Below are 22523 nucleotides of genomic sequence, written 5' to 3' on the forward strand. Positions count from 1 at the left end.
TTCACGCACGGAACCCAAACGCAACACGCAAACCATTGACCTCCGATGAATTCTGGTCCACCTTTTCATCAATCGAACTCCAAGTTGGTGATTTGAACCAGCCGGAGCCAGCCACACGGGCATCCGACCGGCCGCAGGAGGGCAACCATGCGTGCGAAGAGACTGACCGGATCCATGACAGGCGTCCTCGTCCTCGCCCTGACGGCCGCGGGATGCGGCCTGTCGGGCGGCTCCGGGGACGGGGACGCGACGGCCGGCGGCTGCAAGGTCGACCAGGGCAACGTCGGTTCCGGGAAGCTGACAGGTGACGTCAAGGGCCAGATCACCTTCCAGACGACGAACCTGAAGAAGGACTTCGGCGACTTCTTCAACGGCGTCATCAAGGCCTTCGAGAAGGCCCACCCCGGCGCGAAGGTCAAGTGGATCGACGACCCGGGCGACAACACCTTCACCTCGCGCACGGTGGCCGACGCCCAGGCGTGTACGTTGCCGGACGTCATCAACCTCAACGCCCCGACGGCGACCGCGCTCACCAAGGCCGGCTACCTGCTCGACGTGGGCACGAAGGACCCGTACGTCGGCAAGCCCTTCGTCCCGGCGTTCTGGAAGTCGAGCACCTTCGAGAACGCCTCGGGCACGTCGGTCCACACCGCCCTGCCCTGGTACACGGGCGGTGTCCTGATCACCTACAACAAGGGCCTGTTGGCGAAGGCCGGCGTCGACACGACGAAGGCGCCGACGAGCGTCTTCGATCTGTTCGCGGACTACGAGAAGGTCGCCAAAGCGGCCAAGGGCAAGTACTTCGCGACGATGGCCAACCCGATCTGGCGGATCCCGGCCGACTGGGACCAGATGAACATCAAGACCCTCTCCGCCGACGGCAAGTCGGCCGTCTTCGCCAATGATCCGAGGACTGTCCAGTGGGTCGCCTGGATGGCGAAGCTGTACAGGGAGGGCGCGATGCCGCAGGACTCGCTGTCCTCCAGCAACGACCCGTCCACGCTCTACAGCCAGGGCAAGGTGGCGTACGGCTCGACGAACCCGAGCTTCGTGCGGTTCGTGAAGCAGAACAGCCCCTCGGTCTACGCCGAGACGGGCGTGAGCCAGCAGCCCTACGACGCGCTGGGCCACGCCTCCACCGGCGCCCCGCAGTACATCTCGGTCGCCGCGACCAGCAAGCACGCGCCGGTCGCGCTGGCGTTCGCCGAGTACCTCACCAACGCCGAGAACCAGACGGCCTGGTGCAAGGACCCGGACGTGGTGATCTTCCCGACCACCTCGGCCTCGCTGGACGATCCGTTCTTCCAGAACGTCACCGGCGACGACCCCTTCGCCCAGGCCCGCAAACTGGTGGCCGAGCAGCTCAAGACGGCCGACGCCAACCAGACCAACCTCTCCCCGGCCGTGCAGAACGCGATCGTGGCCCAGGTGCAGCTGGCCATGCAGGGCAAGAAGAGCGCCGAGCAGGCCGTGAAGGACGCCCAGGAGAAGGCCGACGAGCTGCTGAAGCAGGCGGGTTGATGGTGGCGACCGAGACCGCCGAGACCGTCTCCGTGCCCGGTGCGCAGCGCACCGCCGCCGCACCGGGCGCGGCCCCGTCCCGTCTGCGACGGCTGCTGCCGGGCCCCGCTCCGGGCGCCAACGGGGCCGCACTGTACCGCCGTTGGTGGCTGCCGTGGCTGTGGACCGCGCCCGCGATCGGCTGTGCCGTCGTCTTCGGGGTGTTCCCCTTCTTCAACACCGTGCTGCTGTCGTTCACGAACGCCAAGCCGCTGGGCGGCGCCGCGAGCTTCGTCGGCCTGGACAACTACACCCGGATGTTGGGCGATTCCGACTTCTGGCTCGCCACCCGCAACAGCGTCCTGTACGCGGTGATCGTCGTCCCGCTGATGGTGCTGCTGCCGCTGCTGCTGGCGGTACTGGTGGAGAAGAACCTCCCCGGCATCGGCTTCTTCCGTTCGGCCTTCTACACCCCGGTGCTCGCCTCCAGCGTGGTGGTGGGCCTGAGCTGGCAGTGGCTGCTGGCCGACGACGGGCTCGTCAACACCTGGCTGCAGAAGGCCCATCTGATCAGGTCGGCCATCCCCTTCCTCTCCGACTCCTGGCTGATCCTGCTCTGTGCGATGGGTCTGACGCTGTGGAAGGGCCTCGGCTGGTACATGGTCTTCTACCTGGCCGCGCTCGGGAACGTGCCCAGGGAACTGCACGAGGCCGCGGCCATGGACGGGGCCGGCGCGGTCCGCCGCTTCTGGCACATCACCGTGCCGGGCGTACGGCAGGCCATGATGCTGGTCGGCACCCTCACCGGCATCGGCTCGCTGCGGGTCTTCACCGAGATCTACATGCTGGGCGGCTCCACGGGTGGTCCCGGCGGCGCCGACCGCACCCTGCCCTTCTACATCCGGGACGTCGGCCTGGACCCGCTCACCGGGAACGCCGGTTACGGCTCGGCGGTCAGTGTGGCCCTGTTCGTGCTGACCCTCGGCCTGACCCTGCTGGCACAGCGCCTGACCAAGGAGGACGAGGCATGACCACCGCAGTGCCCAGGGCCCGGCGTCTCCTGCCCCGCTGGCGGGAGTACGGCCGCCCCCGCGAACTCGTCGTCCGCTACCTGCTGTTGCTCCTCGTCCTCGGCCTCACCGTCGGCCCGCTGCTCTGGCAGCTCCTGGCCTCCCTCAAGAGCACCGGCGAGGACGTCTTCGGCGCGGACGCCACCCTCCTGCCGCGCCACCCGACCCTGCGGGCCTACCGGGAGGTCTTCGAGCAGGTGCCGGTGGCCACGTACATCAGGAACAGCCTGACCGTGGTCGTCCTCTCGATCACCAGCCAGCTGGTGTTCTCCACCACCGCCGGTTACATGCTCTCCAAGCCCGGCTGGAAGGGCCGCAGGGCGGTCTGGGTGGTGCTGGTCGCCTCCATGATGTTCCCCTTCGAGTCGATCATGGTGTCGCTGTTCCTGAGCATCCGTGACCTGGGCCTGGTCGACAGCCTCGCGGGGGTGTGGCTGCCCGGGTTCGTCGGGGCCATCAACGTCCTGCTGATGCGGGGTGCGTTCCTGGCCGTCCCGCGCGAGATCGAGGACTCGGCGATGCTCGACGGCGCGGGCGAGTGGCAGCGCTTCCGGTATCTGTACCTCCCCTCCGCCTGGGGCGCGATCATGGTCGTGGTCGTGAACACCTTCATCAGTGCCTGGGACGACTTCCTGTGGCCGCTGATCGTGCTGCGCTCCGAGAACCACATGACGCTGACCCTGGGGCTGTCCCGGCTGCAGAGCTCGTCGTTCGGCTACGACCAGCGGGTGGTGATGGCCGGTTCGGTGATCTCCGTGATCCCGGTGCTGGTGCTGTTCGTGATCACCCAGCGGTGGTTCTACAAGGGCGTCTCGGCGGGGGCCGTGAAGCTCTGAGACCTCCCGCTCACCCCTCGACCCGGAGCAGGGCGGGTACGGCCGTCAGCGCGGCGGCGGAGGACTGCGCGACGCGGATCTCCAGCGTCCCGGGCAGCACGGCCGTCGTCAGGTCGGGCCCGACCTGGGCGAGCTGTGCGGCGTCGAGGTGGAAGGTGACCGTGCGGCGCTCCCCGGGGACGAGGTCGACGCCCTGGAAGGCGCGCAGTTCGAGGGTGCGCGGCCATACGGGGGTGCGCAGCCGTCGTATGTAGAGCTGGGCGACGGTACGGCCGGGGCGCTCGCCCGTGTTGGTGACGTCGACCTCCACGGTGTGCCCGGACAGCCGTGGCGGCCCGTACGCGAAACTCGTGTACGACAGCCCGTGGCCGAAGGCGAACTGCGGCTCGGCGCTCTCGTCGGCGTAGCCGCCGTACTCGGTGTCCTTGTGGTTGTAGTGGACGGGGAGCTGGGCGGCGGAGCGCGGCACCGAGACGGGGAGCCGGCCGGTGGGTTCGGTGTGTCCGAGGAGGACCTCGGCGATCGCCTCGCCGCCCCACGGGCCCGGGTACCAGGCGGTGAGCAGGGCTCCCGCGCGTTCGGCGAGTTCGGGGACGGCGTGCGGGCGGCCCTGGACGAGGACGACGACGGTGGGGGTGCCGGTGGCGGTGACCGCGTCGAACAGGGCCCGCTGGTCGGCCGGCAGCCGGAGTCCGGCGAGGTCGACACCCTCGCCGCAGGTCATCTCGGCGACGGCCGTCCGGGCCGCCCCGTTGGCGTCGAACTCCGCGTCGGCGGTACGGGCGCTGCTGCCGCCCAGCACCAGCACGGCGAGGTCGGCCGCCGTCTCCCCCTCGTGGATCAGGACGCCGGGCGGGGCGAGTGCGCGCAGGGCGTCCAGGACCGTGGCCCCGGTGCCGGGGCACTGCGGGGCGGTGTAGTCGCCGAGCTGGTGGGCGGTGGTGGAGGCGTGCGTGCCGAGGACGGCGATGCGGCGGACGGCGGGTCCGATCGGCAGGAGTCCCGCGCGGTCGTGGAGGAGGGTGACGCAGCGGCGGGCGAGTGCGGTGCTCAGCTCACGCCCGCCGCCGGGCAGCGGTGTCCGCCGGGTGTACGGCCGCTCGAAGAGACCGAGGCGGAACTTGAGCCGCAGGACCCGGGCCACGGCCGCGTCCAGGACCGTCTCCTCGACGAGACCGCGCTCCACGGCCTCTTCCAGGTGCGTGAACCCCTCGTCCCAGAGGCTCAGGTCCACCCCGGAGTGGAGGGCGAGGGCGCCCGCGGAGATCTTGTCGCCGGTGATCCGGGCCAGCCGGTCCACGGCAAGGCCGTCGGCCATCACCAACCCGTCGAACCCCCAGCTCTCGCGCAGAATCCCGGTGAGCAGGGCCCGGTTGCCCGCACACGGCAGGCCGTCGACCTCGTTGTACGCGGCCATGACGGCGGCCGCTCCGGCGCGGATGCCCGCCCGGGCCGCCGGGAGGTGGATCTCGTGGAGTTCACGGAGTCCGAGTGCGGACTCGGCGGAGTTGCGGCCGCCGACGGTGGCGCCCTGACCGGCGAAGTGCTTAAGGACGACGGGGGCCTTGTCGGCGGCGAAGTACTCTGCGGGTTCTCCCTGCATGCCGCGCACCAGCGCTTCCGTGAGGCGGGCCGCGAGGTACGGGTCCTCGCCGAAGCACTCCTCGGTACGGCCCCAGCGGGGGTCGTGGGCGATGTCCAGGGCCGGGGCCAGGGCGACATGGCCGCCTCGGGCGCGGAGTTCGGCGGCGGCGTGGGCGGCGGCGCGCTCGTGCAGGTCGGGGTCCCAGCCGGCGCCGACGGCGAGGTTGACCGGGAGGACCGTGCCGTCGAGCGCCATGTGCCCGTGCGGGACCTCCTCGACGAACAGGGCGGGGATGCCCAGCCGGCTGCTGTCGAGGACGTGGCGCTGGACCAGGTCGGCGAGTTCGGCGCTGTCGGCGGCGCCGGGGCCGGTGCCGTGCTCCACTCCGGACCAGGCGTCGGCGCGCAGCAGGCCGTAGAGGGCGCCGAGTCCGGCGAAGCGCTCGGTCTCGGCGCGCAGCGCGTCGGTGAGTGCGAAGCGGCCGTCGGGGGTGCGGCGGTAGGCGTCCCAGCCGTACATGCACTGGTTGAGCTGGCCCACCTTCTCGCGGAGGGTCATCCGGGAGAGGAGGTCGCAGACGCGGGCGTCGAGGGGAGCGGTGGGGGTGCGGTAGACGGGGGTGGTCACGTGTCCTCCGCGGGCCGGTGGCCGGTCGCGGTGAGCCGTGCCAGGGCCACGGCCCCCGCGCAGCCGTCCGGCACCGGGGTGATCCGCAGGCCCAGGCCGGCGAACCGTTCGGCGAGCGGGCTCAGCAGGGGGCCCTCCGGAGCGACCAGGCCGCCCGTGACGACCAGTGGCTCGCCCGGTCGGGGTCGCAACGCGGCCACGGTCCCGGCGAGATGGGCGGCCGCCGCCCGGAGGATCTCCTCGGCGACCGCGTCCTTCTCCGCCGCCGCGTCCGGCACCAGGGGTGCGAGGTCGGCCAGCCGCACCGGCGGCCGGTCCAGCACGGCGGGCAGCAGCCGCGCCCGGTAGGCGGCCCGCCGCGCCGACGGCCAGGTCTCCTCTGCGGCCGGGGGCAGCACGCTCGCCGCAAGCCCCAGGGCCCGGCCGACCGTGCCGGTGAGCGCCGTCGGTTCGCCCCGCCCGTCCGCCGCTCGCAGGGCGGCCCGCGCGGCTTCGCGCCCGATCCAGAACCCGCTGCCGTCGTCCCCGAGCAGCCAGCCGTCCCCGCCGGAGGTCGCGACCAGCACCCGGCCCTCGATCCGGGCGGCGACCGCGCCGGTCCCGGCCACCAGGGCGAGTCCGTCGGCGGGTTGCCCGGGCGCCCCGGCGAAGGCCGCCTCGATGTCGCTGTAGACCTCGACGGCTCCGGTGGCGATCCCCAGCCGGGTCAGCGCGGCGGTGAGGGCGGTCCTTGCCCGCACCCGGCCCGGCTCCTCCTCGGGAGCCCGGGCGGCTCCGGCGAATCCTCCGACCACCGCGACCACGCGTCCGCGCTCCGCCTCCGGCACGGCCGAGGCGACCGCCTCCGCCAGCTGATCGGCGAGCCGCGGCCCGGGAACGGTCAGCGCGTTGCCCGGTCCGGCCGTGCCCTCCCCGCGCGGCCGCCCGTCCCGCGCGTCCGCGAGGACCGCCCGGGTACGGGTGCCGCCGGCGTCGATCCCGACGACCCAACCCGATCTCTGGTTCAAATCACTATTCATTGGCACCCATGGTGGTTGATACATTCGCAGCAGACAAGGCCCGAGGAGCATCCCAGGCCCCGAGGAGGACGCCATCAGCACGCCCCCGCCCGCCCCTGAACTCCGCTTCGGCGTCAACTACACCCCACGTCGTGGCTGGTTCCACGCATGGCACGACGGCGATCCGGAGCACGCCCGCGAGGATCTGGCCCAGATCGCCGGACTGGGCCTGGACCACATCCGGGTCTTCCCGCTGTGGCCGCTGCTGCAGCCCAACCGCGCCCTGATCCGCCCCGCCGCGGTGGACCGGCTCGCCCAACTGGTCGACCTGGCCGCCGAGTGCGGCCTCGACGTGCTCGTGGACGGTATCCAGGGCCACCTGTCGAGCTTCGACTTCTACCCGGAGTGGACGCGCAGCTGGCACCACCGCAACGTCTTCACCGACCCCGACGCCATCGAGGCCCAGGCCACCCTCCTGCGCACCCTGGGCCGCGCCCTCACCGGCCGCCCGAACCTCATCGGCCTGCAACTGGGCAACGAGCTCAACAACCTGGTCGAGCACAACCCGGTGACGGCGGCCGAGGTGGACCACTACCTGGACACCCTGCTGGCGGCGGCCCGGGAGGGGCTGGGCACGGGTGCCGGACTGGTCACCCACTCCGCCTACGACGCGGCCTGGTACGGCGACGACCACCCGTTCACCCCGGAGGCCTCGGCCCGCAAGGGCGACCTGACCACCGTCCATCCCTGGGTGTTCTCCGGCGACTGCGCCCGCCGCTACGGCCCCCGCTCCCCCCAGGTACGGCATCTCGCCGAGTACGGCACCGAACTCGCCAAGGCCTACGCCACCGACCCCGCCCGCCCCGTCTGGGTCCAGGAGACCGGCGCGCCCGAGCCGCACATCCCGGCCGCCTACGCCCCGGACTTCGCCCGCGCGACGCTGCTCAACGCGGCGGACTGCACCCAGCTGTGGGGCGTCACCTGGTGGTGCTCCCACGACGTGGACCGGGCCCTGCTGGACTTCCCCGAACTCGAATACACCTTGGGCCTGTTCGACTCGGCGGGCCGCCCCAAACCGATCGCCCACGCGCTCGCGGAGACGGTGGCGGAGCTGCGCGAGAAGCGTGCCGTGACAGTCCCGCGAACCGCACTGGTCCTGGACTGCACCCCGGCCACGCGCTCGGTCTCGGGTCCGGGCGGGGCGTTCTTCGAGGCGTGGATGAGGGCGCGCGCGGAGGGAGTCCGGCCGGCCGTCGTCCTGGCGGAGCGGGCGGCCGACGGGCGTCATCTCGCGGCCCGGGGCATCAGGGAGCTGATCCGGCCAACACCTCCGCCACCGCACGGAGGTTGACCCGCCCCCGCCCGAAGGAACACAGCCCCGTGTCCTCCGGCAGCCCGGTCGACACCCGCACGGCGTCCGGCCGGGCGGCCAGCAGTGCCGCACGCACCCGCTTCTGCCAGGGATACAGTCCGGCGTCGCAGACGGCGACCACGAGCGGCCGTCCGGCCGCCGCCCGCAGCAGCTCCCCCACGGCGGCCGGGTCCGGCTCGTCCGTGAGGGCCGTCCCCGTGGCCGTCGGATCCAGGGCCCGCACCTCGGTGAGCAGGTCCTCGCCGCCCCAGTTGAGGGCGGGATGCGGCGGCGGGAACAGATCGGCGACGTAGGCGCCCGGCACGGGCGGGAGCACCACGCCCCTGCTCCGTACAGCCCGTCGCGCCGCCTCCAGTCCGGCCCCCGCGTCCCACGGAGCCACCGCCTCCGGTGGCGTGGCGTACCGTCGGGCGAGCCGTCGTACCCGCGCCGCCGCCTCCTCGACCCGCTCCCGCGCCAGCTCCCCCGAGCGCAGCGCGTCGAGGACGGCGTCACGGCAGGCGAGGGTGGTCTCCAGGTGCGGTACGGCGACGATGACCTGGTCGGCTCCGGCCGCGAGGGCGATCCGGGCGCCGGCGGCCTCGCCGTACCGGTCGGCGATGGCCTTCATCTCCAGTGCGTCGCTCACCAGCACGCCGTCGAAGCCGAGTTCGCCGCGCAGCAGGTCGCCGAGGATGCGGGGGCTGAGGGTGGCGGGGCGGTCGGGGTCCAGGGCCGGGAAGACGACATGGGCGCTCATGAGCATGGGCACACCGGCGGCGATCGCGGCCCGGAAGGGGGCGAGGTCGAGCCGGTGGTACGGCCTCGGGTCGGCCGCCGTCTCGTGGTGGCTGTCGGTGACGGTGCCGCCGTGGCCGGGGAAGTGCTTGGCGCAGGAGGCGACACCGCGGCCTTCGGTGGCGGCGATCCAGGCGCGCAGGTGGCGCGCGACCAGGTCGGGATCGGCGCCGAAGGAACGGGTGCGGACGATCGGGTTCTCGGGGCGGTGCTGGACGTCGGCGACCGGGGCGTAGGACACGGTGATGCCGAGCGTGGCCAGGTGCCCGGCGAGGGAGTCGGCGCAGGCGGCCGTCAGCGCGGGGTCGTCGGTGACGCCGAGGGCCCAGGAGCCGGGCACCTCCGGCGCGCCCGCGCCGACCAGGTGGCCGATGCCGCCGCCCTCGTTGTCGATGGCCACCAGTAGGTCGGGCCGCAACTCCCGCAGTGTCCCGGTGAGTTCGCGGACCTGGTCGGCGTCGCGGATGTTGCGGGTGAAGAGGATGACACCGCCCAGGCCGCGGTCGATGAGCCGTTTCAGGGTGTCGGGGACGGTCGTCGTACCGTCGAACCCGGCGACCAGGCAGCGATGCGCGGCCTCGTCCAGGGTCTCGGGCAGGTCGCCGGGGCCGTGCTCGGGGAGGGTCACCCCGGGAATCCTGTGGCTCATCCAACCGAAAGTCAACCGCTTTCGGGATCATTCATTCACGCATCGGGGTCCGGTCAGGACGCAGACGCGGTCGTGAGGCGCGCCGCGTCCGTCACCGCCCGCGCGAACGCCTCGGGCGCCTCCTGGGGGACGTTGTGGCCGACGCCCGCCAGGGTGCGGTGCTCGTAGGGGCCGGTGAACCTGTCCGGTAGGAGCTGCCGTCGCCCGGGGCCGTGAACGGGTCGCGCTCCGCGTCGAGAGTGACGGTGGGGACGGCGATGGGCGGCCGTGCGGCGAACTGCTTCTCCAGGCCGTCGTAGCGGCGCTGGCCGTCCGCGATGCCGAGCCGCCAGCGGTAGTTGTGGATGACGATGGCCGCGTAGTCGGGGTTGTCGAAGGCGGTCGCCGTGCGGTCGAAGGTGGCGTCGTCGAAGTCCCAGGTCGGCGAGGCCTGTTGCCAGACGAGCCGGGTCAGGTCGCGGCGCCGGTCCCGGTCCTCCATGGCCTTCCGGCCGCGCTCGGTGGCGAAGTAGTACTGGTACCACCAGGTGTACTCGACCTTCGCCGGCGCCGGCTCCAGATTGGCCTTCACGTCGGTGATGAGGTACCCGCTCGCCGACACCAGTGCCCGGCACCGCTCCGGCCAGAGCGCGGCGATGATGTCGGCGGTGCGCGAACCCCAGTCGTAGCCGGCCAGCACGGCCCGCTCGATCTTGAGGGCGTCCATCAGGGCCACGATGTCCAGGGCGACGGCCGACTGCTGGGCGTTGCGGAAGGTCCGCTCGGACAGGAACCGTGTCGTGCCGTGACCGCGCAGGTTGGGGACGATCACCCGGTAGCCCTGGTCGGCCAGCAGCGGGGCGACGCCGACGTAGCTGTGGATGTCGTACGGCCAGCCGTGCAGACAGACGACCACGGGACCGTGGGCCGGGCCCGCCTCCGCGTAGCCGACGTCGAGCAGTCCGGCCCTGATCAGCTTCACCCGCGCGAAGGAACCGGCGTCTCCCGGCGCGGCGGAGGGGTCATGAGGAGCGGCCGTGGCGGACGGGGCCCCGTGCAGTCCTCCCATCGAGACCGCCGCCGCGCCGGTCCCCATCGCCGCGTTGAAGGTGCGCCTGTCGATCACGTGAAGCCTCCTCGGTCCGCGTACGCGCCCGATCACACGGTCACGGTCTTGAGCTCGACGTACTGGGCGAGCCCGGCGGCCCCGTACTCGCGGCCGATCCCGCCGGCCTTGTAGCCGCCGAAGGGGCCGTCGAAGGAGATGGCCGCGCCGTTCACGGTGACCGTGCCGGTCCGCAGGCGGCGGGCGACCGCGAGGGCGTGGTCCTCGTCGGCGGACCAGACGCCGGCCGGGAGGCCGTACTCCGAGTCGTTCGCGATCCGTACGGCGTCGTCCTCGTCGTCGTACGCGACGACCACGAGGACCGGGCCGAAGATCTCCTCCTGGGCGATCCGCATGGAGTTGTCGACGTCGGCGAACACGGTCGGGTGACGTAGTTCCCGCTCTCCAGCCCCGGCGCGATCCCGGGGCCGCCGGTGACGAGCCGGGCCCCCTCCATGATGCCGAGTTCGATGTACTCACGCACACGCTGCTGCTCGCGTCCCGCGAAGAGCTGCTCGCGGCGATCTACGAGGCGCGGTACGACGCGGTCCAGCGGGCCGTGGACCGCGCCAGGCTGCGTGAGGCTCCCGTGGCGGTGGCGCTGCACCGGTATGTCGAGGAGATCATCGAGGTCAACCGCACCTGGCCCGTGGAGCTCACCCGGCTGCGTGCCGACGACGCGATCCGGGAGCGGCGGGACGCCCTGATCGGCGAGGTCGAGGACTTCCTGCGGCGCGCCACCGACGAGGGCCTGCTGCGCGCGGATCTCCCCGTCGCCTGGGCGAGTTCACTGCTGCCGCAGCTCATGCATCTGGCGTCGCAGCAGCTGCCCGAGCTCAGCGCGGCGCGGGCCGCCGATGTGGTCGTGGACAGCTTCCTGCGGGGGCTCGGCCCGCGGTGACCGCCGCAGGGGGTTGTCGCGCGCCCGTGCGTCTGATTGGGTACGGCGCGACAGAACGGGGGCGACCGACGTGGATCAGGCCGCTGAACAGGGCGTTCGAGGGACGCTGCCCGAAGGGCTCGGGCGGGCGATAGGGCGGACCGCCGACGAGATCGCCGCGTTGGTGCGGAGCGCGCCCGACACGGGTGCCGCGGTGCCGGGTTCGGCGTGGACGGTCGGCGAGGCGGCGGCCCATCTGGCGCTGGCCAACGAACTGATGGCCGACCTCGCGGAGGGCCGGGAACGCCCGTACGGGGACGGCACACCGCAGAGCCTGGCGGCGGCCAACGCCGAGTCGCTGACCGTGTTCGGCGAGCGGCGGGCCGAGCCGCTGGCGGCGATGATCACCGAGCAGGCCGGGCGGTGCGTCGACGCGCTGGCCGGGGTGGCCGACGGTCCGGCGCCGGTCACCCCGCTCGGTGTGCTGAAGCGGCCGGAACTCGCCTCCTACCTGCTCACCCACATGCTGGGCCACGGCTACGACCTGGCCCGTGCGCTGCGGCGCCCGCACATGATCGACGCCCAACGGGTCGAGCTGTGCATGCCGTTCATGCACGCGGTGATGCCGGCCGTGGCAAACGGCTCGGCCACCGCCGGGACGACCGCCCGGTACACGATCCGGCTGCGCGGTGGCGGCGACGCCTTCGGGGTCTCGGTCGCCGACGGTGCCGTGCGGGTGACGCCGGATCCGCAGGACCGCCCGGACTGCACGATCCTCATCGATCCCGTCGTCTTCCTGCTGATCGCCCTCGGCCGCATCAGTCCCTGGCCGGCCATGGCCCGGGGGCAGGTGCTCGCCTACGGGCGCAGGCCCTGGCTCGCGCCGCGCTTCCCCGCCCTGTTCGTCGCTCCCTGACGGCCGTTGAGTCGCTCCCTGACCTCAGCCGAGGTCACCGACGCTGATGGCGCCGACCGGGCAGGCGCGGGCGGCTTCCGGTACGAGGGGGTCGGCGGGGTCGCGGACGGTGCCGAAGCCGTCGTCGTCCTGGAAGAAGGCTCCGGGTGCGGTGAGGGCGCACTGGCCCGCACCGATGCAGACGTCCTTGTTCACGTCAACGGTCATGGTCTGCCTATCAGTTCAGGAGGAGGCGGGGTCCCGGGAGTGGCGGGCGGCGGCGCCAGGGCGGTGCTGATCACCCGCGCCACCTCGGCCGCCTGCGCGGTGAGGTAGAAATGTCCGCCCGGGAAGGCGACCAGGTCGAAGGCAGCCGTGGTGTGCTCCCGCCAGGCCCGCGCCTCCTCAGGGGTCACCTTGGGGTCGTCAATGCCGGTCAGGGCGGTGATGGGGCAGTCCAGGGGAGGGTCGAGGGCAGCTTGGTGGCTCTCGACGATGCGGTAGTCGGCGCGGATCGCCGGCAGGACCATGCGGACGAGTTCCTCGTCGGCGAAGACCCGTGAGTCGGTGCCGCTGAGCGCGCGGATCTCCCGCAGCAGGCCCTCGTCGTCGAGCCGGTGGGCGGCCTCGGGCCGGTGCCGTGACGGGGCCCGGCGGCCCGAGGCGAACAGCGCGACCGGGGTGCGGCCGGCCGCCTGCAGACCGCGGGCCACCTCGAAGCCGAGGACGGCGCCGAGGCTGTGTCCGAAGACGGCCAGGGGGCGGTCGGTCCACGGGAGCAGCTCGGCGGTCACCTGGCGGGCCAGCACGTCGATGCTCGGCGCGCAGGGTTCACCGCGGCGGTCCTGGCGGCCGGGGTACTGGACGGCGAGCACGTCCACGCCGTCGCCGAGGAGTGCGGGCAGCCCGGCGAAGAACGTGGCCGAACCGCCCGCGTGGGGCAGGCAGACCAGGCGGACCGGGGCCGCCGGGCGGGGTTCGAAGCGGCGGATCCACAGGGTGCCCTGGGCGTCGCCGCTCATGAGGCGGCGCGCACGGCGTCGTAGCGGTGGAAGCCCTGGCCGGTCTTGCGGCCCAGCCGGCCCTCGTCGATCAGCCGGTCCAGCAGCGGCGGTACGGCGTGCACGGCGTCGCCGGTGCCGTCCTCCATGCTGCGGGCCACGTCGGCGATGACGTCGAGGCCGATCAGGTCCAGGACCGCGAGCGGGCCCATGGGGTGGCCGCAGCCGAGGGTCATACCGCGGTCGATGTCCTCGGCCGTGGCGATGCCGGACTCGTACATCCGGACGGCGGCCATCAGGTACGGGATGAGGAGCGCGTTGACGACGAAGCCGCAGCGGTCCTCGGCGCGCACGATCTCCTTGCCGAGCGCGCCGGTGACCAGGCCCTCGGCGCGGGCGGCGGTGCGTTCGGCGGTGTGCGCGGACCGGATGACCTCCACCAGCGGCATGGTCGGCACCGGGTTGAAGAAGTGCAGGCCGATCACGTCGCCGGGGCGGTCGGTGGCGGCCGCCAGGTCGGCGATGGCGAAGGACGAGGTGGTGGAGGCGAGGACCGCCTCCGGGTCCTCGACGGTCTTGCCGAGCACGGTGAACAGCCGCAGCTTGGTCTCCCGTTCCTCCGGGACCGCCTCGATGACGAAGTCCCGGTCGGCGAGGGCGTCGGGGTCGGCGCCGAACACCGCCCGCTCCTCGGCCTCGGCGCGCTGGGCGTCGTCGATACGGCCCTTCGCGTGCGCCCGGTCGAGCAGGCGCAGGACGCGGGTGCGGGCGCGGTCGGCGGAGGCCGGGCCGGAGCCCAGGATCCGCACGTCCAGTCCGGCCCGCAGGCATTCGGCGGCGATGCCGGCGCCCATCGTGCCGCCGCCGACGACGCCGACCCGGCGGGCGCTCATGCCGCGCTCCGCTCGGCCGGCGCCGACCAGCGCAGCAGTCCCGCGGCGACCGCCATGCCGGCGCCGAACCCGGCGAGCAGCACGAGGTCGCCGGGGCGCAGGGCGCCGGAGCGGTTGGCCTCGTCCAGGGCGATGGCGACGGAGGCGCTGCCGGTGTTGCCGGAGTGGTCGAGCGGCAGATGGGTGACGGCGTCGGTCAGGCCGCAGGCGTCGACGAGTTCGGTGACCATCATGCCGTTCGCCTGGTGGGGGACGAAGTGGTCGACGTCGGCCGCCTTGTGGTCGCAGCGTTCGAGCAGGGCGTCGATGATGCCGGGCACGTTGTCCATGACGTAGTCGCGGACCTCCCGGCCGCGCATGTGCAGGACATGGCCGCGGCCTGTCACCGTCTCCGCGGACGCGGGGCGGCGGCTGCCGCCGCCGGGGATCTCGATCAGCCGGTGGGCGGCGCCGCCGCCGATCATGTCGAGGTCCAGGAAGCCGGAGCCGTCGTCGACGGCGGCGACCACGGCGGCTCCTGCGCCGTCGCCGAACAGGACGCTGGTGGCCCGGTCGTCGAAGTCGACGAACCGGGAGTAGACGTCGGTGCCGATGACCAGGGCCCGGGCGGCGGGCCGCAGGCTGATCAGGGCGCGGGCCAGGGCGAGCGAGGTCACGAAGCCGGAGCAGGCGATGTTGACGTCGAAGCAGCCCGCGCGGTGGGCGCCGAGCGCGTCCTGCACCAGGGTCGCGGTGGCCGGGATGGGGGCGTCGCCGGTGGTGGTGGAGACGATGAGGTAGTCGATGTCGTCGGCGCCGAGTCCGGCCGCGTCCAGGGCGGAGCGGGCCGCGTGTACGGCGAGGTCGGAGGCCGCCTCGTCGGGGGCGGCGAACCGACGCGAGACGATCTTCGTCTTGCGTTCGATCCACTCCTCACTGGTGCCGGGCACCATCGCCACCACATCGGCGTTGGTGACCACCCGTTCGGGCAGGTAGGAGCCGGTCGCGAGGATGCCGATGCCGCCGGCCGACAGGTCCGCTGTCATGTTCGTTTCCCTTCGGGTGTCCGACGGCCCGGTCAGCCCGCGACGGCCGCGGTGACGGACCGCAGCGGGGTGAGGGTCTCCTCGCCGATGCGGGCGCGCAGTTCGGGCGCGGTGACGCCGAGGCCGGGCTCGGGGGCGAGGCAGAGGACGCCGACCTTGCCGACGTGCTGGTTGAGCTGCACCAGGCGGGTCGCCTCGCCGACGTCCGCCAGCGGGTAGACCCTGGAGATCACCGGGACGATGCTGCCCTGCCCGAAGAGGCGGGCGAACTCGGTCATCTCCTGGAGGTTGGCGATGTGGCTGCCGACGATCCGCTTGAGCTTCATCCACAGGTACCGGTTGTCGAAGGTGTGGTGGTACCCGGTGCTGGAACCGCAGGTGACCACCACGCCGCCCCGCCGCACGACGAACACGGAGATGCCGAAGGTGGCGCGGCCGACGTGCTCGAAGACGATGTGCGGGTCCTCCCCCACCTCCCGGCGGACGATCGCGCCGAGCCGTTTGCCTGCCTTGATGGCCAGTTCGGGGTCGTCGCCGGTGTCGTCGCCGATGCCGATCTCCTCGCGGTTGATCACCACCTGGCAGCCCAGCTTCCGGGCGACGGCCTCCTTGGCCTCGGAGCCGACCACGCCGACGGCCACCCCGCCGCCGTTGCGGACCAGTTGCGCGGCGTAGGCGCCGAGGCCGCCGGAGGCGCCCCAGATCAGCACGATGTCGCCCTGCTTCATCCGGGCGCCCCGGTCGCTGACCAGCATCCGGTAGGCCGTGCCGCCGCAGACGGGGATGCTCGCGGCCTCCTCCCAGCTCAGGTGCGCCGGCTTCGGGATGAGCTGGCTGGCGCGGGCCACCGCGTACTGGGCGAGGCCGCCGTAGTTGGTCTCGAAGCCCCAGGCGAGCTGGGCCTCGCTGAGCATGCCGTCGGTCTGGGTGGCCGGCTCCTGGTCGTCGACGTGAGCGGGGCTGACGACGACGTGATCGCCGACGCGCCAGCGCCGTACGCCCGAGCCGACCCGCACCACGACACCGCTGCCGTCGGAGCCGAGCACGTGGAAGGGCTGGTCGTGGCGGGCCGCCCAGCCGCCCTGCCTCGCGTAGGAGCGCAGGAACCGGAAGGTGGACAGCGGCTCGAACTTCGCCGACCAGACGGTGTTGTAGTTGACGGAGCTGGCCATGACGGCGACCAGCACCTCGTCCGGGGCGAGTTCGGGCATCGGGACCTCGCCGACGTGCAGGGTACGGCGGACGTCCTTGTCGGTGGCCTCGGCGAAGATGCCCTCGTCCTCGACGCGCAGGTGCGCGGCGGTGAAGCGGTCGGGCAGTTCGGCGCGGGCGAGCTCGTCCGGGGCGGCCCCGGACAGCACGGCGTCGGTCAGGGACATGGGTACCTCATTCGCCGGTGGGCGGTTCTATGGACAGCGCGTGGTGGAAGACGTTGCGCGGGTCCCACTGCGCCTTGGTCCGCTGGAGCCTGGGGTAGTTGTCCTTGTAGTAGAAGGTCGACCAGGGCACGCCCGAGTCGTTGTGGGCGGGGTCGGCGAGATCGGCGTCGACGTAGTTGATGTAGCAGCCGTCCCAGGTGCCGTCGGGCACGGGCACCCCGCCGGTGGCGGCGTAGACCTCCTTGTACATGCCGCGCACCCAGGCCAGGTGCTTGTCGTCCTCGGCCGGGTTGGTCCACCACGCCTGGTACTGCATCTTGACCAGCGAGTCGCGCTGCGGGATGGCGGTGGCGTCCGGGGCGACGGTGGCGATCTGCCCGCCGTACGGGAAGATGATCAGGGAGGCGCCCGGGTTGCTGTAGTCCGTCGCGGTCAGGTGGCGGTGGATGGTCGCCGCCTGCTCGGCCGTGAAGTTGGTCTTGAGATAGGCCGACTTGGCCTTGACCCGGACCGCGGGGGCCGCGTAGTTCGAGGTGGAGACGAACCGGGTGACCTGGCCCCAGGTGGCCTTGGTGGGCGCGGCGGCCAGGGCCTGGCGGATGCCGTCGGAGGTGCCCTCGCCGATCGCGGCCAGGTGGTCGGCGAGCATGTCGGCCGCGCCGTCCACGGTCGCGTCGACCTGGGTGATCAGGGTGAGCACGCCGGTGGAGACGTGGTTCAGCCCGAACAGGCTGGACAGCGCGTTCTCCTTGGCGCCGAGGGCGCTGTGGTCGCCCAGCCAGGCGATGAAGTTGGTGAGCAGCCGGCCGAAGTCGGCCTCGTCGATGGCGCTCCACGGGATGGCGGCGATGTTGAGCAGGACGTGCGACGGCGGCTGGGGCAGCAGGGTGCGCGGGTCGTCGCCGGTGGCGCCCGGGGTGCGGAACCAGTACTTGGTGACGACGCCGAAGTTGCCGCCGCCCCCGCCGGTGTGCGCCCACCACAGGTCGTGGTTGGGGTCGTCGGGGTCGGCCGTCGCGACGACCGCGCGGGCCTTGCCCGCGGAGTTCACGACGACGACCTCCACCGCGTACAAGTGGTCGACGACCAGCCCGAACTGACGGGACAGCAGGCCGTAGCCGCCGCCGCAGGCGTGGCCGCCCATGCCGACCGAGTAGCACAGGCCGGCCGGGAGGGTGACGCCCCACTCGTGCAGCAGGGTGTCGTAGACGTTCAGGAGGATGGCACCGGGCTGGACGGAGAAGGCACGGCGCTTCGCGTCGTAGCTCACCTCGTCCAGGGTGGACAGGTCGAGGACGACCTCGATCTCCGGGTTGTAGACGAAGTTCTCGAAGCAGCCGCCGCCGCTGCGCACCGAGAACCGCTTGCCGGTGTCGACCATCTCCTGGACGGCGGCGACCGCCTCGGCGGTGGAGCGGATCACCCGGATCTGGTCCGGGGTGCCGATCCAGCGCTTGTTGTAGCCGCTGGTCATGTCGTCGTAGCGGGCCTCGTCCGGGGTGACGACGATCGGCGCGGTCGTCGTCTCGGCGGCCCGGGCCGGGCCCGCGGTGGTGCCTGCTGCCACGGTTGCTCCCGCCATCGCGTATCCGAACAGCTGTCTGCGGCCCAGCTCAGCCACGGGCCACCGCCGGCATCCGGGTGATGGCGCTGACGAAGTTGCTGGTGACGCGGACCGGCTCGCCGATCTCGAAGTCCGGTACGCGGCGCAGGAGTTCCTTGAGCAGGACGCGCAGCTCCATCCGGGCGAGGACGTTGCCGAGGCAGTGGTGGGGGCCGCCGCCGCCGAAGCTGATGTGCCGGTTGGGGGTGCGGGCCAGGTCCAGGAGGTGCGGGTCGGTGAAGACCCGCTCGTCGCGGTTGCCCGAGGGGTAGAACAGGGCCACCTTGTCGCCCTCGCTGATGTGCCGCCCGCCCAGTTCGGTGTCCCGGGCGGCGGTACGGCGCAGCGTGAGCACCGGGGTGGACCAGCGCAGCAGCTCCTCGATGGCCTTGCCGGAGCGGGCGTCGAAGTCGGCGGCGAGGAAGGCGCGTTGCCCGGGGAAGTCGGAGAGCGCCTTGCCGGCGTGGCTGATGGTCTGGCGCGGGGTGTCGAAGCCGGCGCCGATCAGCAGCAGGAAGAAGGCGCTGATCTCGGCGTCGGTCAGGCCCTCGCCGTCGACGCGGGCCTGCACCAGGTCGGTCATCACGTCGTCCTGCGGGTCGGCGCGCCGCGCCTGGGCGATCGTGACGGCCTTCTGCGAGACCAGTCCGACGACCTCGTTCACGATGTCGGCGCGGTCCCGGCCGAGCTTCTCCGCCTCGTCCCGGCTGGCCAGCATGACGGTGATGGCCTCGGTGAAGCGGTCCAGCTCCGCCGCGTCCAGACCGAGCATGTACGTCATCGTCCAACGGGCCATCGGCATCGAGACCTTGGCGACGAAGTCACACTCGCCGGCGGTCGCGAAGTCCTCGACGATCCGGCGGACCTCGTCCTCCATCGACCCGCGCATCTGCTCCATCCGGGCGGGGCTGAAGGCGGCGGTGACCAGGCTGCGGACCTTCAGGTGGCGGGGCGCGTCCATGGCGACGATGGACTGGGTGGCCTGCAGGATGTCCTCGGGCAGCTCCTCGAACTGCACGCCCTTGCGGGAGATGTAGAGATCCGGCTGACTGCTGACGGCCACGATGTCGGCGTGCCGTACGACCGCCCAGAAGCCGTCGTCCGGAGGTGTGGGCAGGAGGCTTCCCTCGGGCGCCTTGTGCCAGGAGACCGGTCGTTCGTCGCGCAGGACGCGGAAGGTGTCGTCCCAGGCCGCCGGGGGCTGCGACCAGAAGTCGATGGACGAAATGTCGGCGGTGTCGAACCGCCGGGCCGCGGTGGTCACCAGGGTCTCCTCCTCGGGGAAACGGCACGCGCGCCGAGGTGGTCGGCGCGCGCCGGGCCGTACCGGAACGGGGACCGCACCCGCGGGCCGTCGGGGACGGCACGCGGCGGGCGGTCGCGTCCCGACGCACCGCCGAGCATGGGATCAGTTCCCTGCCGGGGCCTTGCACACCGCTTGCGGCTTCCTTGCGGGCGGCCGGTCCGCGCGGGACCGGCCCCCTGATCAGACCCGATGGGTGCCGGTGGCGCCGTTCGACGGGACCGGTGGCGTCCGGTGCGACAGCGGGCGCCGCGGGCCCCGGCCGGTGCCGTGTGCCCCCTGCTGCTCCTGCACCGCGCGTACGGCGCGCTTGCGCAGCCGGGTGCGGTCCGTGCCGCTCAGCTCGGCGAGCAGCACCTCCTGCGTCAGCGCGTCCCGGAACGCCAGCCGGAACGGCGACCGGCTCTCCCGGCGCAGCAGCCCGCAGCGCACGGCCTCCTCCAGGGCCGCCTCCGGGTCGCTGCCCCGCGGCACCGCCTCCTGGACCAGCGCCAGGTCGAAGGCGGCACCCAGCGCCGAACAACAGCGCAGCACCTCCAGCACCGGCTCGGGCATGGCCGCGAGCCGCCGGCCCAGCGCCTGCCGTACGCCCAGCGGTACGTCGGCCAGCGCGGCCTGTACCGCCGTACGGTCCTGGAGCGGTTCGGGGTCGCCGACGCCGGCCAGGAACTGGTGCAGGAAGTACGGGTTGCCGCGGCTGCGTTCGTGCAGCACCCGCAGGACGTCGTCGGGCACCTCGATCCCCGTCTGCACCGCGACGAGTTCGGCGGTCTCGGCCCGGGACAGGCCGGTCAGCCGCAGGCTGCGGGTGCGCGGGTCGCTGAGGACGTCGGTGACCGCGCCGCCGTGCATGAAGTCCGCGGCGACCCCCGTGTCCTCCGCGATCACGACGACACCGAGCGGTTCGCTGCGCAGCCGGCTGCGCAGCAGGGTCAGTAGTTCCAGGGAGCGTCCGTCGGCCTGGTCCAGATCCTCCAGGACGACGACCAGCGGCTCCTCGGCGGCCAGCGCGAGCAGCGTCTCGCACATCGCGTCCTGGACGAGGAACCGGGCCAGGGGCGGTTGCTCCTCGGCGGCCAGGAACCGGCCCACCGCCTGCGGGTCGAGCATCAACGGGGCCAGCAGCCGGCCGAAACGGGCCTCGGCGCGGCGGAACGGTTCGGGGCGGGAGACGGCGAGCTGCCGGAAGATCTGGGACCACACCCAGTAGTCCGGTACGCCGTCCCAGGAGGTGCAGCAGCCCCACACCACCTCCTGCAGCAGGTCGTTGAGGTGCGCACCGACCTCCGCGACCAGTTCGGTCTTGCCGACGCCCATCTCCCCGAGCACGGCGGTGAGATGGCTGCCGCCGTTCAGCGCGTCCAGCACATGCCCACCGAGCACGCCACGCTCCCGGCCCCGGCCGACGAACAGACCCCGGACACGGGGGAGGTCGCCCAGGGCGTAGCCGGCTGGAGTGGGAGACGCCGGTCCCGGGGCGGCCGGGGCGTGCTGCGGAAGCATGTGGAGAGTGGGGGACGAGGAGGGGGCGGAGGACGGAGGAAGCGTCGGGGGCGGGCCGACAGCAGGCGGGTGGGGGGCCGCGTGCGGGGCGGGGGCAGCGTGCGTCGACGGTGCGTATGCGGCGGGCGCGTCGGAAGCGGGCACGTGCGCGATCGGCTCGTTCGGGACGGGAGCCGGGGACGGTCCGCCGGGATCGGACGAGACGGGGGAAGAAGACGAAGAGGTCAGCGGGGTCGGCGGGTGCGAGGCGGAGGACTCCGGCGCGGCGGCGGGCGGGTTCGCGTCGGCAGGTGTCGACGCAGAGGCCGGCGCGGGCGAGCCGGCAGGTGTCGGCGCGACGGGAGGCGTGTACGAAACGGCAGGCGTCGGCGAAGCGGCAGCTGCGGGTGCCCCCTGTGAATCAGCGGGTGGTGACGCGGCGGTGGGTGTCCGTGTGCCGCCGGCCAGGGCCGGACTACCGGGCGTCGGCCGCTCCTGGGCGTGCGCGGAGCCTACGGGGACCCCGTCGTCGGCGACACCCGCCGCCACCGACGCCCCCGGCCCCGCCGAACCGGCCGAACTCGCCGCGCCCACCCGCCCCGTCGGCTCCCCCATGCCTCGCTCGGCCGCTGCGGCGGTGTCGGCGGTGTCCGGCCGGGGGCGTTTCGGGGGGTCGGGGAGGGTCAGGCGTTGGTGGAGGATGCCGGTGTGGACGCCCTGGAGTTCGGTGCCGGGGTCGACGCCGAGCTCCTCGGCCAGATGGCGGCGGGTCTGTTCGTACAGACGCAGCGCCTCGGCCTGCCGGCCCACCCGGTACAGGCCGGTCATCAGATGGCCGACAAGACGTTCGTGGGTGGGGTTGTGCTGGACTTCCGGATACAGTGCCCGCACCACGCGGTCGGCGTCGCCGAGGGCCAGGCAGGCGTCGGCCTGGGCCTCCAGCGCGGTCAGGCGCAGCTGTCCGAGCCGCTCGTTCTCGTCGGCGATGGGGCGGTAGGAGACGAGTTCGAGGTAGGGCTGGGCGCGCCAGAGCCCCAGTGCCCGGGTCAGCGCGTCGCGGGCCTGGTCGTAGCGGCCGTCGGCGAGGAACTGCCGCCCCTGCTCAATCAGCCGTTCGAATCGGTAGGCGTCGACGAGTTCGGGGTCGAGGTCGAGGACATAGCCCGGGGAGAGGTGGCGCAGCCGGGCGTGGGCCCCGCCCTGTTCCCTGGCCTTCGCCAGGGCCCGGCGCAGATGGGAGACGTATGTCTGGAGGGTGGCGACGGGGTGCCGGGGCGGACGCGGGCCCCAGAGTTCGTCGACCAGCTGACCCACCGCGACAACGTTTCCCAGGCGCACCAACAGCAACCCGAGCAACGCGCGGTGGCGCAACGGCCCGAGCGGCAGTGCCTGTCCGGCCCGCAGCGCGGTCAGCGAGCCGAACACCCGTAACTCCCATGCGGCGGGGTGGTTTTCCTCCTCTCTGCCCGTGGTCCGCCCGGCCGTGGTCGGCGTGGGGCTCATCGCGCTCGCCTGTTCCAGGATCGCGCGCTCGAACACTTCAGCCATACACTTCCTTCGTCCA

General features: G+C 72.7%; 17 protein-coding genes and 2 pseudogenes. 6 read left to right on the forward strand and 13 right to left on the reverse strand.

What is annotated here, in order from left to right; all coding sequences use genetic code 11:
• Positions 1 to 147 precede the first annotated feature (147 nt).
• From ACFZDK_RS19200 to ACFZDK_RS19210, 3 genes are read left to right on the forward strand one after another with little or no spacing between them, the layout of a single operon-like run.
• On the forward strand, positions 148 to 1521 hold the full coding sequence (locus ACFZDK_RS19200) for an extracellular solute-binding protein (RefSeq protein ID WP_390973864.1): 1374 nt from the start codon (positions 148 to 150) through the stop codon (positions 1519 to 1521).
• On the forward strand, positions 1521 to 2531 hold the full coding sequence (locus tag ACFZDK_RS19205; protein WP_390973866.1) for an ABC transporter permease subunit: 1011 nt from the start codon (positions 1521 to 1523) through the stop codon (positions 2529 to 2531). The genes ACFZDK_RS19200 and ACFZDK_RS19205 overlap by 1 nt, the downstream gene beginning before the upstream one ends.
• On the forward strand, positions 2528 to 3406 hold the full coding sequence (locus ACFZDK_RS19210) for an ABC transporter permease subunit (protein ID WP_390973868.1): 879 nt from the start codon (positions 2528 to 2530) through the stop codon (positions 3404 to 3406). The genes ACFZDK_RS19205 and ACFZDK_RS19210 overlap by 4 nt, the downstream gene beginning before the upstream one ends.
• A 10-nt stretch (positions 3407 to 3416) precedes the next feature.
• Here the strand turns inward: ACFZDK_RS19210 and ACFZDK_RS19215 are convergent, their stop codons facing one another.
• Positions 3417 to 5549, reverse strand: coding sequence for a glycoside hydrolase family 3 N-terminal domain-containing protein (locus tag ACFZDK_RS19215; protein ID WP_390974243.1), 2133 nt, complete (start codon positions 5547 to 5549; stop codon positions 3417 to 3419).
• A 65-nt stretch (positions 5550 to 5614) separates the two neighbouring features.
• A complete protein-coding gene (locus ACFZDK_RS19220; protein WP_390973870.1) occupies positions 5615 to 6637 on the reverse strand; it encodes a BadF/BadG/BcrA/BcrD ATPase family protein in 1023 nt (340 codons plus the stop codon).
• Between the two features lie 73 nt (positions 6638 to 6710).
• On the opposite strand from ACFZDK_RS19220, the gene ACFZDK_RS19225 reads away from it, so the two are divergent.
• On the forward strand, positions 6711 to 7967 hold the full coding sequence (locus ACFZDK_RS19225) for a glycosyl hydrolase (protein ID WP_390974245.1): 1257 nt from the start codon (positions 6711 to 6713) through the stop codon (positions 7965 to 7967).
• Here the strand turns inward: ACFZDK_RS19225 and ACFZDK_RS19230 are convergent.
• The 3 genes and pseudogenes from ACFZDK_RS19230 to ACFZDK_RS19240 all read right to left on the reverse strand — a co-directional run.
• Positions 7921 to 9414, reverse strand: a complete 1494-nt coding sequence (locus ACFZDK_RS19230; protein ID WP_390973871.1) for a glycoside hydrolase family 3 N-terminal domain-containing protein — start codon at positions 9412 to 9414, stop codon at positions 7921 to 7923. The genes ACFZDK_RS19225 and ACFZDK_RS19230 overlap by 47 nt on opposite strands.
• A 53-nt stretch (positions 9415 to 9467) precedes the next feature.
• A pseudogene (locus ACFZDK_RS19235) lies at positions 9468 to 10519 on the reverse strand (alpha/beta fold hydrolase).
• 32 nt (positions 10520 to 10551) lie between these two features.
• Positions 10552 to 10994: pseudogene (locus ACFZDK_RS19240) on the reverse strand (aldehyde dehydrogenase family protein); the annotation flags it as partial.
• Positions 10995 to 11057: 63 nt separating this feature from the next.
• Between ACFZDK_RS19240 and ACFZDK_RS19245 the strand changes: the two are divergent.
• Positions 11058 to 11399: a hypothetical protein gene (locus ACFZDK_RS19245; RefSeq protein WP_390974267.1), complete on the forward strand. Its 342-nt coding sequence runs from the start codon at positions 11058 to 11060 to the stop codon at positions 11397 to 11399.
• Positions 11400 to 11469: 70 nt separating this feature from the next.
• Complete coding sequence (locus ACFZDK_RS19250) at positions 11470 to 12294, forward strand: maleylpyruvate isomerase family mycothiol-dependent enzyme (RefSeq protein WP_390973873.1); 825 nt, start codon at positions 11470 to 11472, stop codon at positions 12292 to 12294.
• 24 nt (positions 12295 to 12318) lie between these two features.
• On the opposite strand, the gene ACFZDK_RS19255 is transcribed toward ACFZDK_RS19250, so the two are convergent.
• The 8 genes from ACFZDK_RS19255 to ACFZDK_RS19290 form a co-directional block, all read right to left on the reverse strand.
• The gene (locus ACFZDK_RS19255; RefSeq protein ID WP_390973875.1) at positions 12319 to 12501 is read right to left on the reverse strand and encodes a ferredoxin; all 183 of its coding nucleotides are present in this window, start codon (positions 12499 to 12501) and stop codon (positions 12319 to 12321) included.
• Positions 12498 to 13295 carry an alpha/beta fold hydrolase gene (locus ACFZDK_RS19260; protein WP_390973877.1) on the reverse strand — a complete coding sequence of 266 codons (798 nt, stop codon included), beginning with the start codon at positions 13293 to 13295 and terminating at the stop codon, positions 12498 to 12500. Before ACFZDK_RS19260 ends, ACFZDK_RS19255 begins: the two co-directional genes overlap by 4 nt.
• On the reverse strand, positions 13292 to 14167 hold the full coding sequence (locus ACFZDK_RS19265) for a 3-hydroxybutyryl-CoA dehydrogenase (protein WP_390973878.1): 876 nt from the start codon (positions 14165 to 14167) through the stop codon (positions 13292 to 13294). Before ACFZDK_RS19265 ends, ACFZDK_RS19260 begins: the two co-directional genes overlap by 4 nt.
• Positions 14164 to 15192 carry a beta-ketoacyl-ACP synthase 3 gene (locus ACFZDK_RS19270; RefSeq protein ID WP_390973880.1) on the reverse strand — a complete coding sequence of 343 codons (1029 nt, stop codon included), beginning with the start codon at positions 15190 to 15192 and terminating at the stop codon, positions 14164 to 14166. Before ACFZDK_RS19270 ends, ACFZDK_RS19265 begins: the two co-directional genes overlap by 4 nt.
• A 32-nt stretch (positions 15193 to 15224) precedes the next feature.
• Positions 15225 to 16571, reverse strand: a complete 1347-nt coding sequence (ccrA, locus tag ACFZDK_RS19275; protein ID WP_390973882.1) for a crotonyl-CoA carboxylase/reductase — start codon at positions 16569 to 16571, stop codon at positions 15225 to 15227.
• 7 nt (positions 16572 to 16578) lie between these two features.
• Positions 16579 to 18138, reverse strand: coding sequence for a BBE domain-containing protein (locus ACFZDK_RS19280; RefSeq protein ID WP_390973883.1), 1560 nt, complete (start codon positions 18136 to 18138; stop codon positions 16579 to 16581).
• A 46-nt stretch (positions 18139 to 18184) separates the two neighbouring features.
• A complete protein-coding gene (locus tag ACFZDK_RS19285; protein WP_390973885.1) occupies positions 18185 to 19438 on the reverse strand; it encodes a cytochrome P450 in 1254 nt (417 codons plus the stop codon).
• Between the two features lie 222 nt (positions 19439 to 19660).
• Positions 19661 to 22507: a BTAD domain-containing putative transcriptional regulator gene (locus ACFZDK_RS19290; protein ID WP_390973887.1), complete on the reverse strand. Its 2847-nt coding sequence runs from the start codon at positions 22505 to 22507 to the stop codon at positions 19661 to 19663.
• Between the last annotated feature and the right edge of the window lie 16 nt (positions 22508 to 22523).

Origin of the sequence: Streptomyces sp. NPDC007901, from assembly GCF_042959465.1 — a bacterium.
In the GTDB taxonomy this organism is placed as follows: domain Bacteria; phylum Actinomycetota; class Actinomycetes; order Streptomycetales; family Streptomycetaceae; genus Streptomyces.

What these genes read in the sequence shown, in the direction of transcription:
- ACFZDK_RS19200 (WP_390973864.1), top strand. Translation starts at nt 148, where the DNA reads ATGCGTGCGAAGAGACTGACCGGATCCATGACAGGCGTCCTCGTCCTC.
- ACFZDK_RS19205 (WP_390973866.1), top strand. Translation starts at nt 1,521, where the DNA reads ATGGTGGCGACCGAGACCGCCGAGACCGTCTCCGTGCCCGGTGCGCAG.
- ACFZDK_RS19210 (WP_390973868.1), top strand. Translation starts at nt 2,528, where the DNA reads ATGACCACCGCAGTGCCCAGGGCCCGGCGTCTCCTGCCCCGCTGGCGG.
- ACFZDK_RS19215 (WP_390974243.1), bottom strand. Translation starts at nt 5,549, where the DNA reads ATGACCCTCCGCGAGAAGGTGGGCCAGCTCAACCAGTGCATGTACGGC.
- ACFZDK_RS19220 (WP_390973870.1), bottom strand. Translation starts at nt 6,637, where the DNA reads ATGAATAGTGATTTGAACCAGAGATCGGGTTGGGTCGTCGGGATCGAC.
- ACFZDK_RS19230 (WP_390973871.1), bottom strand. Translation starts at nt 9,414, where the DNA reads ATGAGCCACAGGATTCCCGGGGTGACCCTCCCCGAGCACGGCCCCGGC.
- ACFZDK_RS19255 (WP_390973875.1), bottom strand. Translation starts at nt 12,501, where the DNA reads ATGACCGTTGACGTGAACAAGGACGTCTGCATCGGTGCGGGCCAGTGC.
- ACFZDK_RS19260 (WP_390973877.1), bottom strand. Translation starts at nt 13,295, where the DNA reads ATGAGCGGCGACGCCCAGGGCACCCTGTGGATCCGCCGCTTCGAACCC.
- ACFZDK_RS19265 (WP_390973878.1), bottom strand. Translation starts at nt 14,167, where the DNA reads ATGAGCGCCCGCCGGGTCGGCGTCGTCGGCGGCGGCACGATGGGCGCC.
- ACFZDK_RS19270 (WP_390973880.1), bottom strand. Translation starts at nt 15,192, where the DNA reads ATGACAGCGGACCTGTCGGCCGGCGGCATCGGCATCCTCGCGACCGGC.
- ccrA (WP_390973882.1), bottom strand. Translation starts at nt 16,571, where the DNA reads ATGTCCCTGACCGACGCCGTGCTGTCCGGGGCCGCCCCGGACGAGCTC.
- ACFZDK_RS19290 (WP_390973887.1), bottom strand. Translation starts at nt 22,507, where the DNA reads ATGGCTGAAGTGTTCGAGCGCGCGATCCTGGAACAGGCGAGCGCGATG.